Raw genomic sequence first — 16,983 nt, 5'->3', positions numbered from 1 at the left:
CAGGATGAAAATCCTCAATCTAAAATCCAAAATCTAAAATCTAAAATCGGTAGATTGGGGAATTCCGGCGAAAATCCTAACTCCCAAATATCGGTCGATTTTAGATTGGAAAATCAGGATGAAAATCCTCAATCTAAAATCCAAAATCTAAAATCTAAAATCGGTAGATTGGGGAATTCCGGCGAAAATCCCAACTCCCAAATATCTGCAGATTTTAGATTGGAAAATCAGGATGAAAATTCCCAATCTAAAATCCAAAATCTAAAATCTAAAATCTATTTAGTTCGTCCCTTGCTGGAAATAACTCGATCGCAAACAGGTCAATTTTGTCAAGAGCAAAAACTACCCATTTGGGAAGATTCGACAAATCAAGACTTGCAATATAGTCGCAACCGGATTCGATCGGAATTATTGCCTTATTTGGAAACTCATTTCAACCCAAAAGCCCAACAAGCCCTAGCTCAAACAGCCGAACTCCTGCGCGCCGACGTAGAATATCTCGAACTTGCAGCCAGCGACTTGCTACAGCGAGCAATGTCTCCCATTGCAGACAGCCTGCTGGTGGATTTTCAACTTCCCGTCAAGTTAAATCGCCCGATTTTGCGCGAAGCACCCCTGGCCTTGCAGCGACGGGCAATGCGGCAACTACTGCAACAAATATTGCCTTCGGCGCCCAGTTTTGAAAGCGTAGAAAAACTAACCAGCTTAATCGTAGCGCCCAACCGATCGCAAACCGATCCATTTCCTGGAGGAGCGATCGGTCGAGTCGAACACCCTTCGATAATTTTAGATATTAAATTTTAAGCTGAGAGTAAACCCGAAAGGACTTGCCGCAACTCGGAAACTACCCGATCTTGCTCGTCTCCCGTCTCCTGCACCCGATCGAGTTCCCCCGCCACCGCTTCGAGCTTTTGGCGTAGCGCAGTCAAATTGTCCTGCACCGGCTGCAACATTTCTTGATAAACATTCACCCTGCCCCAGAGTTGCGCCACTGCACCTTTCTGGTTGAACAAATTCTGCTCTAACTGCTTGAGTTCGTAGCGTTTCGCTTCACTTTCCCCATTTTGGCGGTTGACATTTGCCTCAATTTGGGATATGGCTTCCCGCACCTGCTGAATTTCGTTTTCCAGTCTTTGCAATTCTTGGCTTTGCTGCTGCCGCTGAGTATTGAGCTGTGCGACAATCGGCGCCAAATCAATATCTCCTCGCTCTTGTTTGGGAGCATTAGCAGTACCCAGCCGCCGCCACAGCACCGCCTGATGCTGCTTTAAAACATCTTCCCGTTCCTGCAACCGGAGGCGCTGTCCCACCAGAGTTTCGTTTAACATCTGATAACTTTCGAGTTCATCTGCCATTTCATTTTCCAAAGCCATGCGATCGTACTCGGTAGCAGCTTGAATTTTCCCTTGCAGCTCCTCGATTGTCTCCCGCTGCAGAGTCAACTCCTCCTCTTGATCGTTAACAAAGCGGAACACCTTTTCCAAATCCTGTTGCAGGTGTTGCACCAGCCCCTGTAACTCGTCAACCGGCATCTTCTCCAAAGCTGACACATCTACTTTTTGCTCCGTACCCGCAGTACCCGAAGCAGATGCGAGCCTGGAAACTTGCTGGTAAAGATCCTCAACAGCCCGCACCTGCAAAGACACGGACTGAGCCTGATCCTGCTTAGCGCTGAGGGTACTTTGCTGCCCTTTAAGCTCCGCCCGAGCCCCGGCCAAAGCTTCTTGAGATTGGTACCACTCTTGCCAGCGGTTTTGCAGGCTCTGATTTTGTCTATCGACCTCTTCTTGTTGCTGTTGAGCTATGCTCTGTTTTTGCTCCAACTGCTGCCAGTGCTGATCCAGAATTGCCTGTTGAGCGCCCACGGCACCAAGAGACTGATTCATTTGTTCCCGCACCCCTTGGGCCGAAGCAATTGCCCCTCCCAACTTCTGCATCAACTCCTGAATCCTCTGCGTCTGCTGCTCATCAATTACTGCCCCCTGCGGAACCTCAGACTGCTGCTGGGCCACCCGTTGCTGCTCGCCCCGCAACTGTTCCCAAGCCGTCTCTATTTCCACGCGACTGCGATCGACTTCTTCTCGCAGTCGGTTAGCTTCATCTCGAGTATTTTCAATTTCCGAGCGCTGAGCCTCCAGTCGCTCCAACTCCTCTTCCATTTGAGCCAACTGCTCTTCGCGGGCTTGCATTTCCATTTCCCGGCGATTGAGTTCCTGACTCGAAAACGTCAGAGAAGCCTTCCACTGTTCAATTTCCTCTTCCTTATCCTTAAACTTGTCCTGCAATCGCGAGAAATTTTGCAGAATGCTCACCAACTGGCGGGCCGCCTCCTGAATCCGCTGCACTTGCTTGCTAGCGCTCAACTCAACCAGCACCAGCGTGCCGTCGTTAAACTTATTAGCTTCCTCAACTGGGATCGCGTCATCGCCTGGTACGGCGCTCCAGTTATGTTCGCCCCGCTGACAAGCTAGCAGTTTCAGTTCAGCCTTACCGCCACCGAGACCAAAGCCGCTTCTCTGTTTTTGTACTTCCGCTAGATACAGCACACTAATAGTCCTCTGCTTCGTAAAACCTATCCCAACTTACTTTAAGTTACTTAAAGGCCTAAAAGATAAGTGGTGTTTACTTCCTACGCTGTTGGGTAGACGGCTAATTCCAACATAAGTAGGCTATCCCCCTTAAGCCAAAGGTTCTTGACTAAACATAACACTGCGTGTGATCTTTAGTCAACTTACCTAAAGTAAATAAGTATAGGCAAGTAAGGATAACTTTTTGCCACTTAAGTCTTACTCTTTGGTGTCCTTTGCCCAATCCGGGGATAGCATTTTTTCCTAACTTTTCTTCAGCACTAACGCATAGCACGTTCTCACGGGAGAGCCTCCAGAAAGCACGGCCGCCGCCCTCCTGGACGAATGAGACAGCAGTATCAATGCCGCTTGATTCAAGACTAGCTCTCACTGCGGGGACTGCCATAAGCCAAAGGTGAAAAAGGTCAGTCCGTCAAAAACTTTCTATTGATTGTACCAGGCTTTAGTTGCGGCTCGATCGTCAGAAAAGCCATCGCTGCCCCCAAGCGGACGTCATCCTCCGGCGGACTAGGGATTTGAACCGCGCTGCCTTAGAATAGGGTAATGACGCGAGCCTATGACCCTCGCGGAGGGCGAGCAAAAAGGTCGATCGGCACTGAGGGTGAGAAACTGTAACCAAAATCCTACTCACCTCTACTCATTCCTTCTGAAATGAGTAGGGATTGAAGCAGTATATAGCGTAATTCAAAGCGATAGAGAGGTAAAAATGCTGTTAGGCTTCAAAACCGAATTGAAACTGAATAATCAACAGCGCACATTGTTAGCCAAGCATTGTGGAGTAGCGCGTCATGCGTGGAATTGGGGATTGTGGTTGACCAAAAATATACTTGACCACAATAAAACCAACGAGAGTGAAAAGCTCAAATTTCCCACAGCTATTGACTTGCACAAACTGTTAGTAGCTATGGTGAAATCAAAAAATCCTTGGTACTATAGCAATCCTAAATCATTTGTAAAAATATGTAGGGGTAGTGCCCCCGTGCCTACCCCAGCCAAGGCGGGGCAACCACGGGGGGTTTGCCCCTACAAGAATTACACGAATCATTTAGGATTGCTATATGAATGCAGCAAGTCTACACCGCAGCAAGCATTAATGGCATTGCGCGAAGCATGGAAACGGTGTTTTAACAAGACTGGGGGAGTGCCGAGATTTAAGAAGAAAGGGCGGCGTGACTCTTTCACGTTAGAAGGCGCAGTTAAAATCTTGGGTGACAATAAAATTCAAGTTCCTGTTATTGGCATTCTGAAAACTTATGAAAGATTGCCACAAGTATTAACCAAGTCTTGCACGATATCCCGTCAAGCCGATAGGTGGTTTATCAGCTTTCGGTTTGACGCCAAACAGCAGGAATCAGGCAATACAAGCATTGTAGGAGTTGACCTCGGCATTAAAGCATTAGCTACTCTCTCAACAGGTGAAGTAATTGGTGGCGCAAAATCATACAAAAAATATGCAGCCAAAACGTCAAGAATGCAATGGCTAAACCGCCATAAAGTTATCGGTTCAAGCAACGGTCAAAAAGCGCAAGTCAAGATAGCGAGACTGCATAGAAAAATAGCTAACATACGTAAAGATACGTTACACAAGTTGACGACATTACTTGCCAAAAACCACGGTGTAATTGTCATAGAGGATTTGAATGTAAGCGGAATGATGGCTAATCATAAGTTGGCTGGGTCTGTTGCTGATCTGGGATTCTTTGAGTTTCGGCGCCAGTTAACCTACAAATGCGAGTTGTACGGTTCAAAGTTGGTAATTGCTGACCGTTGGTTCCCGTCCAGTCAAACCTGTTCTAACTGTGGAACAAAAAAAGAAACACTTTCCTTGAGCGAGAGAGTGTTTGAATGCTCCCATTGCGGATTGGTGATTGACCGTGACTTAAACGCCGCAATTAATTTGTCAACAACCGTCAGTTAGGCGGGGCTCGTGCCTGTGGACTGGTGAGTGCCGACACCGCCAGGATGAAACAGGAAGTAAGCTTCACAATACTACTGAGTAGACTTGTCTAGTCATGAGTAGATGTGAGTAGGTCTTATGTAACGCAATACTAAGGTGAAACTCTACACTTAGAGAATGCCGCGAGTTTCGCGGTTTCAGCTTGTGGACTGGTAGCGCCGCGGAGGAGTGGCAGCAAGTATCGCCCTTTCGTCAATTCCCAATTGTGAGATCAGCATCAGCGCGTAAATTATTGACGGAAACTAAAGTCAATCTTTTCGCCAGCACACAGTCTTTCCGAGCTCAGACGCCAACGGTTTTAAGGAGGATACTTTAGCTGCATGCAGGGAAATTTGAGTGAAATAGACATCCGCAGCATCCTGCAATTGATTGAGTTAGGTCAGCGAACCGGAGAACTGTTCGTAGAGGCCTACACCTCCACCGGCAGCAGCACGGGTACTCAACCTACCCCGCGCTCCCTTGCAGGACAATCCTGGTATGTCTTCTGCTTCAACGGTCAGATTATTTACGCTACCCAGAGTGCGGGCAGTTTGTTTCGCTTGCGCGACTACCTGCGCCGCTACAAAGCAGATACCGCCCTCGACAAAATCCAAGTTCCCTATATGGCATCTACCAATGCCCCAGAATACGGCTACCTATGGGCCCTGCTCGAAAACCACATCCTCACCCCAGCTCAAGGACGCAACATCATCCAGAGCATGATCCACGAAACCCTATTTGACTTGCTCAGTCTCCACCAGGGTTCCTTCACTTTTGAAATGGGCCCAGCTTTGGCTCCTCAACTGACCAGCTTAGAAATTAGCTCCCTGCTGGCAAAGATTGTCAAACAGGTGCAGCAGTGGAAGCAGTTTCACCCTCACATTCAGTCGCCCAACCAATGCCCGGTGATTTCCGACCCCTCCGAGCTGCGAGTCGCACTGCCTGTCAATACCTTTAATACTCTCAGACGCTGGGCCGACGGGCACACTTCCATCCGCCAAATGGCGCGCTACCTCAACCGAGACGTGCTCACTGTCGCTAAGGCGATTTATCCATTTGTGCAGCAGGGATTGGTGCAAGTATTTTACGAACCCTCTGTGGCCCCGACCAACAACAAAAAAGAATGGTCGTCCCTAGAAACCAAGGTTCCCAGAGTTGTCTGTATAGACGACGACAATACTATTCGCAAAACAGTCGAGTCAATTTTAAATGAACACGGTTACGAAGCTACTACGATCGGCAATCCCCTCCAAGCATTGAGTTTGGTGTTTCAACTCAAACCCGATTTAATTCTGTGTGACATCGCCATGCCGGAACTCGACGGCTACGAAATTTGCGCTATGCTGCGTAGTTCGAGCGCTTTCCGGCAGACGCCGATCGTGATGTTGACGGGCATCGACGGATTTATCGACCGCGTTAAAGCCCGCATGGCCGGAGCTACAGACTTTTACACTAAACCTTTTGGTGAAAGCGAGTTATTGATGCTGGTAGAAAAATATGTGGGCCCAGGCTACCCTCGGGTCAATCTCTCGGAAAGATTATTAGAGCGCTCGCTAGAAGACCAATTAGAAGAAAAATAACTATCGCACCGATGCCATGATCGGAGATTTTTTGTACCTGCGGTTAGATCGAGTCTCGGCCGCCACAAGGACAAAGCTGGGGGTATTATTGGCGATCGCACCATAAACTAGAATGTATTAATCCGCGCGCTGGCATAAGGGCGTCGGTAAAACTCTGTTCAATTTCTAGACCCAAGTGGGTCTAACACGCTCAAAGTGCAAATATAATATACTTGTTCTCCACTTGTAGCCGCTCCGAAAAACTGATGCACAGAGCTACTTATGGCTAGGTATTTCTGTACAAAGTCAGAGAGTCCAATTCTCAGTCTTAAGTGACTCCGTTCATGATTGTCGCGACACCAGCCATGTCAACAAATCCTCGCTAATCCGAGTATCGGTTTAGCATTCATCGCAGAAATTACCCAGAGTTTTACCAATTGAGACGGCGGTGGGAGTACAAAGTGAAGCTTTAGGGGTTTCAAATTAATTGTTCGTAGTCGATTTGAGCTAATTTGCCAGCAGAAGTCGCGCGAATTTATTGATGGTAGTCAATTATTGACGGAGCAAATTTATTGCCAAGCACCTCCTGCCGTCGCGTCATTCACCCCTTGGCTGTGTCAAGCTTGGCTGTGTCAAGTTTCGACCATCGAAGTTTCGATCCGGTTCTTCTTGGCGGGAAACCTCAACAATTTGCTAGAAATGCAGGTGTCAGAATTATGATTAGCGGTAGCCCAGACTTTATATTACCAGGACTAGGTGTAGATCCGGCTCCGGAATTCCAAGAACTAGAAACTCCCGAAGGCGAGCTGCACCTGCGGTTCTACGTTCCTTCGGGGAACGAGTTCGCACTGCCGGCGACAGGGATTAGAGAGGTCCTATCCCCGTCCCCAGACCGCATGACACCGATCCCCAACGTTTCCTCTTTGCTTTTAGGTACGCTAAATATGAGAGGACGAGTGATTTGGGTGGCAGACCTCGGCCAATTTCTGGGAGATCAAACACCTCTGAACACAGATAGACCAGAAATCCCGATCGTGGCTGTGGAAGACCAAGACACGATTTTGGGGCTGGCAGTCGATCGAATTGTGGGGATGGACTGGCTCGACGTAGAGCAACTGCACTCTCAGAACAATGCACCAGACGGCATGATTCCATTTCTGAGGGGAGAATGGATGTTAGGTGCACCAGCTCAGAAAGTGCTCCGACTGCTAGATCAAGTGAAAATTCTGCGCTCGGCGCGGTGGGCAGCGTGAAATCGATTTTAGATTTGCGATTTGCGATTTTCGATTGAGGTCTAACCATCAACAGTCACACGACTTGAGGCGCGCATCTAAACATTCAATTCAAGATAAAAATCAAAAATCTCAAATCTAAAATCTAAAATCCAAAGAGGGCGGCAAATGGCAACAAGTACCAACTTTCAGCAGGACTACCAACGGGCAGAAGCGGCCTACATGGATGGCAATTATTCAGAAGCCGCAGCCCTAGTTTATCAATTAGTAGAAGATTTTCCCGAAGACCCCAGCGCTCGCCTGCTGTGCGGACACATTTACTGCTACGGACTGCAACAGTATGAGGTGGCGCGGGAACAGTACACGGTTGTGCTAGGCCTGAGTGACGACCAGAGTTTGGTGGAACACGCTCATAGCGGAATTACCTACACAGATCAATTTTTATCAGGAGAACTGCCAACGGAAAATTTCGAGGCTTTGTCTGCTGAAACTGAATTAGAATTCTACCCAGACTTATCTCTCGATGAAGGGTTAGAAGACCCAGATTTGGGACTTTTCCAAGGAAATTCCCCATCCCTTTCCTATAGAAGTCAATCCCCAGACGACTTGGAAAACGAGGACTTGGCAGACTTGGGCATGAGTGGCTTGGGGTGGGAAGCAGAAGACGACGATGGCGCAGGCTCAGTCCCAGATTTAGCCTCACATTCTAACCCCTTTGGTGGCGACAGCGGCGGAATGGCAGCTTATGCTGAGAACTCCGGCTCCCTAGACATAGACGAGTTTGCCGACTCGGACTTTCCAGACCCTTTTGCCTTAGATGATGGAGGGTTTGATGGTGCTGACTTGTCTAGCAGCAAAGTGTCTGCCAAAAGCGCACCTTACTCAGGAGATTCGTTTTCAGAAGCTCCGACTCAGATGCTCAACGGTCAAAGTTTTGCCTCAAAAGAAATCGGGAATTCCTTCGACTCGAACCAACTAGACTCCCCCATCGGCCCCTCGGACAATTTTGGCGAACCTTTTGGGGAGCTCGATTTGCCAGACGAATTCGACGATAACTCCGACTACGACTACCAATCCCCGCCCCAGAGTGGTCAAAATTACGGTCATAACGCACCCTATGTCGAAGAGGAAGACCCCTTTGCCGAGGCGATGCCCTCGTCGGGTTTCGGGTCTTCTCGACCTCAAAACAAACAGCCGAATAACGGGTCGGACTACTCGTCAAACTATTCGCTGGCGGAAGACGAAACGCTGTTGATGGGAGGTGCTGTCCCCAACTCTCAAAGTCAAAGGTCGAGCCGGGGACAATTTAATTCAGTCGATCCACCCTCTGCCAACAGCAACGGTTACAGCGACTCGGAACCCCCGGCATTTAGCTCTAGAGACAACTTCGAGTTAGATGCTTTTGAAGACGACGCTTTTAGCGATTCTTTCTCTTTCGACGAAAACGAACAAGCAACAGCTTTCGGGGCGTCCGACAAGAACCACAGCGCCTGGTCGTCCAAAGCTGGGAACGCTCAAGAACACAGCGACTTTTTAGACGAATTTGACGAGTTTGACGATTTGGGCAATTTGCCCGACTTTGACATCTCAGAAGATGCCACCAGTTCGATCTTGACTAGAAATAACACCAATTTCGGCAACTCGACCAGCGGCATGATGGGAACGACTGGCAGCAGCCTGGACTTTGACAACAGCGATGGCTCAGCAATTCGGGATGACGAAATATTTAGCATCAGCGGCCCGGCTGATGCGTCTGTGCCGACTTTTTCTCCCACAGAAACAGAAGCGGTCGATACTTCGGTAACAGTAGAACAGGGGGGACTGGCTTTCTTGGAAAATGCCCCTTTGTTTACAAAACAGTTGTACACGGCAATCGGGGCGGGACTGGTTTCTCTGGTAGCTGTGGCTTTCGTCACCAACATTGCCTCCTATCAAGCTCTGCGGCAAGACAAACCGGAGGCGATCGTTTACCTGCGCCAAACAGGCTGGGTAATGACCGCAGCCGCAGGCTTTACCAGCTTTTTAACTTCTTGGGGCATCGGCCAGTTGATCGCCAAGCAGGTACGCAAGTCGTCGGATAATTTGCAAGCTCAGTTCGATGCCGTATCTCAAGGAACTTTGGACGCTCGCGCTACGGTTTACTCGGAAGATGAATTTGGCAAAATGGCTGCTAAATTCAACCACATGGCGAAGGTCATCCAAACCACGATTAGCGATACCAGGCGCAAGTCTGACGAGCAGGAACAGGCAAAAGAAGACTTGCAGCGCCAAGTGATTCGCTTGCTAGACGACGTGGAAGGAGCGGCACGGGGTGACTTGACGGTGACTGCGGAAGTGACCGCAGACGTTTTGGGCGCTGTTGCTGACTCGTTTAACTTGACAATTCAAAATCTGCGCGAAATCGTCCATCAGGTGAAGCAGGCGGCTCGGGAGGTCAGCAAAGGCGCGACAGATAGTGCTAAGTTTGCGGGCGATTTGTCTTCCGACGCGCTGCGGCAAGCTGAGGAACTGGCGGCAACGCTGAATTCGGTACAAGTCCTCACCGATGCGATTCAGCGGGTCGCAGAGAGCGCTAGAGAGGCGGAAGAAGTGGCCCGGGGGGCGGCGGCAACGGCTCTGAAAGGGGGCGAGGCTGTGGAGCGGACGGTGGCCGGGATTTTGGAAATTCGAGAAACGGTAGCAGAAACCACGAGAAAAGTCAAGAGGTTGGCGGAAGCTTCTCAAGAAATTTCTAAGATTGTGGCTTTAATTGCGACGATCGCCTCCCGAACGAATTTGTTGGCCCTCAACGCCAGTATTGAGGCGGCGAGAGCTGGGGAAGCGGGCAGGGGTTTTGCGATCGTGGCAGATGAGGTGCGACAATTGGCAGACCGATCGGCTAAGTCTTTGAAAGAAATCGAACAGATCGTGATGCAAATTCAAAGCGAAACCGGCGCGGTAATGACGGCGATGGAAGAAGGGACGCAGCAAGTTATTGAGGGGACAAGATTGGCAGAACAGGCGAAGCGATCGCTTGAAGATATCATTCAAGTAACTAACCGAATTGACGTGTTAGTGCGATCGATTACTGCCGACACAGTAGAGCAAAACGAAACAGCTCGCGCGGTAGCCAGTGTGATGCAAGCAGTAGAGCTAACTGCTCAGGAAACATCCCAAGAAGCGCAGCGAGTTTCCGGTGCTTTGCAAAACTTGGTAGGCGTTGCTCGCGACCTTTTGACATCGGTGGAAAGATTCCGAGTAGAAACAGCAGAAAGACAATAATCAATTGTCTAATGCTTTTTTGCGGGCTGATTTACAATCAGATTAGTGTGGGAATTATGGCATAAAAAAAGCAACCTCGCAGTCTTGAACCCCCTGCGGGGCTGCTAATTCAACACCTAAAGGAAGTAGGAGTTGCACAGATGGACGATAACATAGTAGAGGTAATACCGGGCATCTTTGGTGAAGTTCAGCCGACGGGCTGTATTATCTCTACCCTCGCTAAATCTAGTAGTGGCTATGCAAACAAGAGACTTCGCATTAACGGTGAATGGAAAACTTTTAATGTCCACCGTTTAGTATTAGAAAATATCTTAGGTCGTCCGATTAGACCGGAATACTTTGCTTGCCACACTTGCGATGTCCGCAACTGCATTAATCCAAACCATTTATGGGAAGGTTCTAGACTGGAAAATTCTCAAGATAGGTTTAAGAAAGGACGAATTAAAGATGTAGGAAGTACATCTGCGCCGAAACCTCAAAAACAAGTGCGAGGCATAGAAGTAATTCCAGGCATTCGCGCTGAAATACAGCCGAACGGCTGCATGATTTGTACCTTGGCTAAAAGAAGTGATGGTTACGCCATTAAAGGTACTAAAATTAATGGCAAAACAAAAAGTTTCTACGCTCACAGACTTGTACTGGAACACAAACTGGGAAGACCTGTAAAACCCGGTTATTTTGCGTGCCACAGTTGCGACGATCGCGGTTGTATCAATCCCGACCATTTGTGGGAAGGAACCCCCGCCGATAACTCCCGCGATGCTATAGAAAAAAACCGCTTTCCTTTCGCTCCCGGCAAAATATCTGTCCACCGCAAACTCAAACCAGAACAAGTGCAGCAGATTCGCTATCTTTTAAGTGAGGGCATATCGAAAGCAAAAATAGCCAGGACATTTGCCATATCTCGCAGTCAGATTATTCTCTTGGCAAGGGGCGATATCTACAGAGACCTTCTCTAGAAATACTAAAATAGAGCCAATACAATAACGCTTAAAATCAGGAATAAAACTATGCTGCCGGAGCAACAACAGAGGATAATGGGCTACTTTATTGAGGAGGCAAAAGACCACCTCAATACGATCGAACAAGGCTTGCTGAATCTGCAAACCACGATCGAAGACCCAGAACTGGTCAACGAAGTATTTAGGGCCGCTCACTCTGTCAAAGGAGGAGCAGCAATGCTGGGGCTGACGAGCATTCAGCAAACAGCTCACAGACTAGAAGATAGTTTTAAAGTTTTAAAAGAGTGCAGCGTTAAAGTAGACCAACAGCTAGAGTCCCTTTTTCTGCGAATTTTTGACACATTGCAAGGGCTGTTAGAGCAACTGTCGGGGCCTTTTGGACTGACAGAAGAATTGGGAGAACAGATGGTTCGAGAATTAGAACCAGTATTTGAAGAGCTCAACGGGCACTTGGGGGGACTCGTTGGACACGGAGAACACCATGCAGACGAGAGCTACGCGATGCCAGTACCCGAACCAGTTATGGCGGGGGTGGGAGTCGGGGCCTTTGCCTCATCAAAGAGTTTTCCAGATTCGCGGTCAGTTTACGCACCGGATGCCAGAGCAACAGAAGACAGCGCGCTGCAGCTAGTATTTGACTCGGACGTGCCGGCGAGGATGCGGGAACTCCTGCAAGAGTTTAAACAGCCGGAGGGGCCAGAAAGCAGGCGGCAACTCAAGAACATTTGTCGGAACTTGCTCAGGGCAGGGGAAGAATTTGAACTGCCCTGCTGGATAGAATTGATCCAAGCTGTATCCAAGGCGATAGCCAACCCAGAAAATACCTACCGCACCTTAGCGCCAACGGTGATCAAAGACATCAAACAAGCGCAAGAACTGGTAATTTCTGGTCTAGAATCGTCGATCGCACCAAGCGCAAAACTTCTGGCGCTGCAGCCGGCTGTTCTGGTTCCAGAAACAGATTTTGAAGATTTGCTGGCCTTTGCTCAACCGAGTACATCCGGGAAAAACGTGGTTTCTGTTGAGGATGAGGCCTGGGATCTGGTGGGATCGGGCGATTCCGGGGATGGATTGAACAAGTTGCTGCCGACTATTTCTGGGCTGAGTATAGACGAGCTGTTCGACCAACTAGACAGTGGCGACAGCAACGATGACAGTGGCATTCGATCGTCCCAGTTCGACGAGGATTCCGCCTTCGCAGAATCGGATATGGAGACGGGTGCTTTTAGAGGCTCGACCCGCACCGGCCCGGAAGTGGGCGCTGCAGAACTCAACACTTTAGCTGACTTGTTTGACGGGGAGTCCCCGGATCTCGACGGCGCTTGGGAAGAAGAAGAAGACCTCGACTATGCACAGTCTTCTGGGATATCGGCGGCCCGAATGCTGGGTTTAGACGACGACAATTCCGGCGATTTTACTGATTTGTTGTTTGACGAATACGATGCGGAAAGTTCCGAAACGAACACGAAGCCTCCGATTGACGACCTGACGAGTTTGTTTGGGGAGGATTTGCTGTTTGGAGAGGAGGCAGAGGGCTCGACAGTAGCTGCCGGTCAGAAAAATGCGGGTTCGAGCCAGCGGTTAACTCGCAACCAGGTTAAAACGGGTAACGGTAGGGGTGGTTTGGAGCGACGATCCGACACGGTGGCCCCAGCGAGGGGACAAGCGGACGAAGATGCTCTTGGTACGCTGTTGGACGAAGTGGCGGCCCAAACTTCTGCAGGTGGTACGGAGGACAATGCTGATTTCGAGAACTTGTTCGGCGATTTAGGCTTATCTGAGACAACAGGTGTGCCTGCAGTCTCTTCGGAGTATTCCCTGAAGTCTGAGGCTTTAGACGGAGAATCGAAGGAGCCTGCAGCCGGGGGGGGCAATGATTCAGCGGAGGCAGAAGCGCTTGCTCTGCCTGAAATGGATGATTTCGAGTTGTTCTCTGAGCTTGGCGAGGAATCGGATTTGAGCGAGCTGTTGGCGATTACTTCTAATTTCCTTTCTTCAGAAGACGAAGGTACGGAGAACGGGGGCGATCGAGCTCAAGCTGCAGGCACCGCACAAAATGAGGAAATGGGCAACGTTCTTAACATGACATCAAATTCTGATTTAGATATCTCTGCGGATGAAAACTGGCTAGAAGATGCTTTCGGCATGGAAGACGAGTCTGTGCAATCGCTCAACCTGGAAGTGGACGATACGGATTTAGATGCGCTGTTTGGGGATATGACCTCGGACGCGATTTCTGAGGAGGAACAGACTGTGCGGGATCGGCAAGGAGTGGCTACTTCCCAAGAGGCGGCGGATTTGGCTGAGCTTTTCGGTTCTGTACCTACGGGTACTGAGTATGACGGAGAAGCTTCGGGGCAAGCCCGTGGGGGTTGGCTGAAGGATGGGAATTCAGAATTGCTGAGTGCCGCCGATTTGGGAGTTGAGGAGGGCGACTTGGGGAGTTTGTTCGACAACAATAACAATGGTGCGGCTGTTTCCGACCAAGGCTTGACAAATTCGGCAGAGGTTGAACTTGGGGCTTTGTCGCACGATCGTCCTGAGTCGGAAATTTCAAATGTCGAATCTGATGAGGGCGCAGCTTTCGATTTCTTGGAGGATATGTTTGGCGAAGGCATGGTGCAGCACGGCGATGCTGGATCGGCGCCAGATGACGGCGCGGCCGTGGATGTGAAGGAGTTGTCTGCCCAACCTACCGATGGTTTGTTCGACGAGGTGAGTGCGGATTTGTTCGATCGAGCCGAAACAGATGGCGCCGGGGATTCTGAGGGCGAAGATGATTTGTTTGATGCCCTGGAAACGGATTTTTCGAGTGCGGATTTAGAGGCACTGCCTGCAGAATCTCTCGATGGTATGTTTGAGGGCGATGGTGACTTGCTCTCGGTGATGGAAAGCGGGGCTACTCTCAACAACGAAGAGTTGGAGGGTTTTGATGATTTGTTGGATTCGATCGATGCTGAGGTTCTGGTGACTTCGGAACTGACGACGGGCTTTTGGGACGCTGAGGACGAGTCGGCCCAGGCCGATTCCTCGGAGTTGGAAGAGGGGTCGCTGGCAGACTTTTTTGGCGATGGCGAATCAGACGAGGAGAATGCCGAAGGCAATTTTGACGATTTAGAAGCACTGTTAATTGCAGGGGGTGCGGTCGCTGTCATAGCAGCTTCTGGAAGCACAAATCAGAGTCCGGTAAATACAGAAGTTTTCTCGGATCTCGAAGAACTCCTCAGCGAGAGCGCAACTATGCCGGAAATTCATGCACCGACAACTGCTAGTAAAGCTCCGCGCGCTGCTGCCGATGAGAGCGACGACGAATTTGGCGATTTGGAAAAACTGCTGGAAGATCCAAAGGACGGCGGCCGCCAAGGGGAAGGCAATATGGGGCCGTCGGCGATCAACAGACCCAGGCGGAATGCCCGCGCGGGCGGGTTCGGCGACCAGACGATGCGCGTGCCGGTCAAGCAACTGGACAACCTCAGCAATTTGATGGGGGAACTGGTGGTGAACCGCAACAGTTTGGAGCAAGACCAAGAACGGATGCGGCAGTTTTTGGACAATTTGCTGCACCAGGTAACGCTGCTGAGCGATGTGAGCCAGCGGACTCAGGATTTCTACGAGCGGAGTCTTTTGGAGATTGCTTTGCTGGCAAATCGGCAGGGACACCGATCGGCCTGGCGCTCTGAAGATTCGGCCCACACCCGGGAAAGTGCCTGGAGACCGGAGGAAATGGACAGGTTTACTCCTTTCCACAGTTTGGCTCAGGAGATTATTGAGCTGATCGTGCGGGTGCGGGAGTCGGCTGCGGACATTGAGTTTTTGGTGGATGAGGCTGATCAGGTGACTCGCCAACTGCGACAAGTCACGACTCAACTGCAAGAAGGTTTGACTCGCGCCCGGATGAAGCCGTTTGCGGAGACGACGGACAGGCTGTTTCGGGCGGTGCGGGAAATTGCGATTAAGTGCGGGAAGCAGGCTCAGTTGCAGGTTGAGGGTAAGGATATTTTGATCGACAAGATGATTGTGGATCAGCTATATGACCCGATGACTCATTTGGTGAACAATGCGATTACTCACGGGATCGAAGCGCCGGAGGTGCGTCTGGCGGCTGGGAAGCCTGCAGTCGGCAGGATTACGATTCGCGCTTTCCACCAAGGGAATCAAACCGTGGTTTCGGTTTCTGATGACGGGGCGGGAATTGACCCGCAAAAGGTGAAGGCGAAGGCGATTAAGCAGGGTATGCTGACGGCGGCTCAGGCTCAGAGGATGTCTCGCTCGGAAGTTTACGATTTGCTGTTTATGCCGGGTTTCAGCACTCAGGAACAGGCGACGGAGTACGCCGGCCGGGGGGTCGGTATGAATGTGGTGCAGACTTCGTTGCAGGAGATTCGGGGCACTGTGTCGATCGATTCAACCATCGGCAAAGGGACTGTGTTTACCATCCGTTTACCTCTAGTGTTGAGTATTTCTAAGGCTCTGACTTGCATTAGCGATCGCGCTCGCATTGCTTTCCCGATGGATGGGGTCGAGGATATGATCGATGTGCCTCGCGATCAGGTGACGACGGGGGCGGATGGTTTGCCTTGCATTGAGTGGCGGGGTCAAAGCTTGCCGTTCCGGCCGCTGCGGGATCTGCTGGCTTACAGTCGCCATTTGGGTCGGGGGAGTGTTTACGGGTTCAATACTGACGATGACATGATTTCGGTGATCGTGCTGCGCTCTGCTGGCAATTTCTTGGCGGTGCAGGTGGATCAGGTTTCGACGGAACAGGAAATTGTGATCAAGCCGTTGGAGGGGCCGGTGCCGAAGCCGATCGGGATTGCTGGGGCCACAGTGCTCGGGGACGGCCGGATCGTGGCGATTGCGGATGTTCTGGAGCTGATCGATTTGGCTACGGGAAGGCTGCGGAAGGATACTGGCGGTACGCTTTGGGATGAGGGCGATCGGGCTGCTGCGGAGGCGGAAATCGAGAAGACTGAGCCGACTGTGCTGATTGTCGATGACTCGATTACCGTGCGATCGCTATTGTCGATTACTTTCGAGAAGTCTGGCTATCGTGTGGAAGAAGCTCGCGACGGTAAGGAAGCTTGGGAAAAGATGAAATCTGGTCTGCCTTGCGATATCGTTTTCTGCGATATTGAGATGCCGAGAATGGACGGTTTGGAACTACTTTCTCGGATGCAGAAGGATGCGGTTTTGTGTGAATTGCCGATCGCGATGCTAACTTCTCGCGGTGCTGACAGACACCGCCAAATGGCTTACAGTTTGGGCGCGAAAGGTTATTTCACTAAGCCTTATTTGGAGGAGCAATTGCTTGATGCTGCTTCTCGGATGTTGAAAGGTGAGGTTGTTGGTGCTCCGGTTGGTGTGTAATGTGTAAATCTGCTTTTATCTGCGGTTGAAAAATGCGAATTTGTTAACCGCAGATGAAATTGGATTGATTAAACCGCA

9 protein-coding genes are annotated in these 16,983 nt (G+C 50.2%); 7 read left to right on the top strand and 2 right to left on the bottom strand.

Annotated elements, in window-relative coordinates:
• A partial coding sequence (locus QUB24_RS18995; protein WP_333154722.1) for an ATP-binding protein occupies positions 1 to 804 on the top strand: 804 nt, incomplete at its 5' end.
• Here QUB24_RS18995 and hmpF read toward each other — a convergent pair.
• Both hmpF and QUB24_RS18985 read right to left on the bottom strand, forming a co-directional pair.
• A complete protein-coding gene (gene hmpF, locus QUB24_RS18990) occupies positions 801 to 2,546 on the bottom strand; it encodes a pilus motility taxis protein HmpF (RefSeq protein ID WP_333154721.1) in 1,746 nt (581 codons plus the stop codon). The two genes, QUB24_RS18995 and hmpF, sit on opposite strands and share 4 nt — an antisense overlap.
• Before the next feature lie 151 nt (positions 2,547 to 2,697).
• Positions 2,698 to 2,973 (bottom strand): hypothetical protein, encoded by a 276-nt coding sequence (locus QUB24_RS18985; RefSeq protein WP_333154720.1) that lies wholly within the window; start codon positions 2,971 to 2,973, stop codon positions 2,698 to 2,700.
• A gap of 321 nt (positions 2,974 to 3,294) precedes the next feature.
• On the opposite strand from QUB24_RS18985, the gene QUB24_RS18980 reads away from it, so the two are divergent.
• The 6 genes from QUB24_RS18980 to QUB24_RS18955 all read left to right on the top strand — a co-directional run bounded on the left by QUB24_RS18980 (position 3,295) and on the right by QUB24_RS18955 (position 16,905).
• On the top strand, positions 3,295 to 4,506 hold the full coding sequence (locus QUB24_RS18980) for an RNA-guided endonuclease TnpB family protein (protein ID WP_333154719.1): 1,212 nt from the start codon (positions 3,295 to 3,297) through the stop codon (positions 4,504 to 4,506).
• Between the two features lie 359 nt (positions 4,507 to 4,865).
• Positions 4,866 to 6,104, top strand: coding sequence for a response regulator (locus tag QUB24_RS18975; RefSeq protein WP_333154718.1), 1,239 nt, complete (start codon positions 4,866 to 4,868; stop codon positions 6,102 to 6,104).
• A gap of 698 nt (positions 6,105 to 6,802) precedes the next feature.
• Complete coding sequence (locus QUB24_RS18970) at positions 6,803 to 7,336, top strand: chemotaxis protein CheW (RefSeq protein ID WP_039887356.1); 534 nt, start codon at positions 6,803 to 6,805, stop codon at positions 7,334 to 7,336.
• A 147-nt stretch (positions 7,337 to 7,483) separates the two neighbouring features.
• On the top strand, positions 7,484 to 10,576 hold the full coding sequence (locus QUB24_RS18965) for a methyl-accepting chemotaxis protein (RefSeq protein WP_333154717.1): 3,093 nt from the start codon (positions 7,484 to 7,486) through the stop codon (positions 10,574 to 10,576).
• Between the two features lie 140 nt (positions 10,577 to 10,716).
• On the top strand, positions 10,717 to 11,535 hold the full coding sequence (locus QUB24_RS18960) for an HNH endonuclease (RefSeq protein WP_333154716.1): 819 nt from the start codon (positions 10,717 to 10,719) through the stop codon (positions 11,533 to 11,535).
• Positions 11,536 to 11,586: 51 nt separating this feature from the next.
• Entirely contained in the window at positions 11,587 to 16,905 is a 5,319-nt protein-coding gene (locus tag QUB24_RS18955) for a response regulator (protein WP_333154715.1), read from the top strand.
• The last annotated feature ends 78 nt before the right edge of the window (positions 16,906 to 16,983 follow it).

Origin of the sequence: Microcoleus sp. B9-D4 (assembly GCF_036705105.1) — a bacterium.
Lineage (GTDB): Bacteria > Cyanobacteriota > Cyanobacteriia > Cyanobacteriales > Microcoleaceae > Microcoleus.
This window is presented reverse-complemented; position numbering and strand designations above follow the sequence as displayed.

Excerpts from the sequence above, each read along its gene's own strand:
- QUB24_RS18985 (WP_333154720.1), bottom strand. The coding sequence starts at position 2,973 with ATGGCAGTCCCCGCAGTGAGAGCTAGTCTTGAATCAAGCGGCATTGAT.
- QUB24_RS18980 (WP_333154719.1), top strand. The coding sequence starts at position 3,295 with ATGCTGTTAGGCTTCAAAACCGAATTGAAACTGAATAATCAACAGCGC.
- QUB24_RS18975 (WP_333154718.1), top strand. The coding sequence starts at position 4,866 with ATGCAGGGAAATTTGAGTGAAATAGACATCCGCAGCATCCTGCAATTG.
- QUB24_RS18965 (WP_333154717.1), top strand. The coding sequence starts at position 7,484 with ATGGCAACAAGTACCAACTTTCAGCAGGACTACCAACGGGCAGAAGCG.
- QUB24_RS18960 (WP_333154716.1), top strand. The coding sequence starts at position 10,717 with ATGGACGATAACATAGTAGAGGTAATACCGGGCATCTTTGGTGAAGTT.
- QUB24_RS18955 (WP_333154715.1), top strand. The coding sequence starts at position 11,587 with ATGCTGCCGGAGCAACAACAGAGGATAATGGGCTACTTTATTGAGGAG.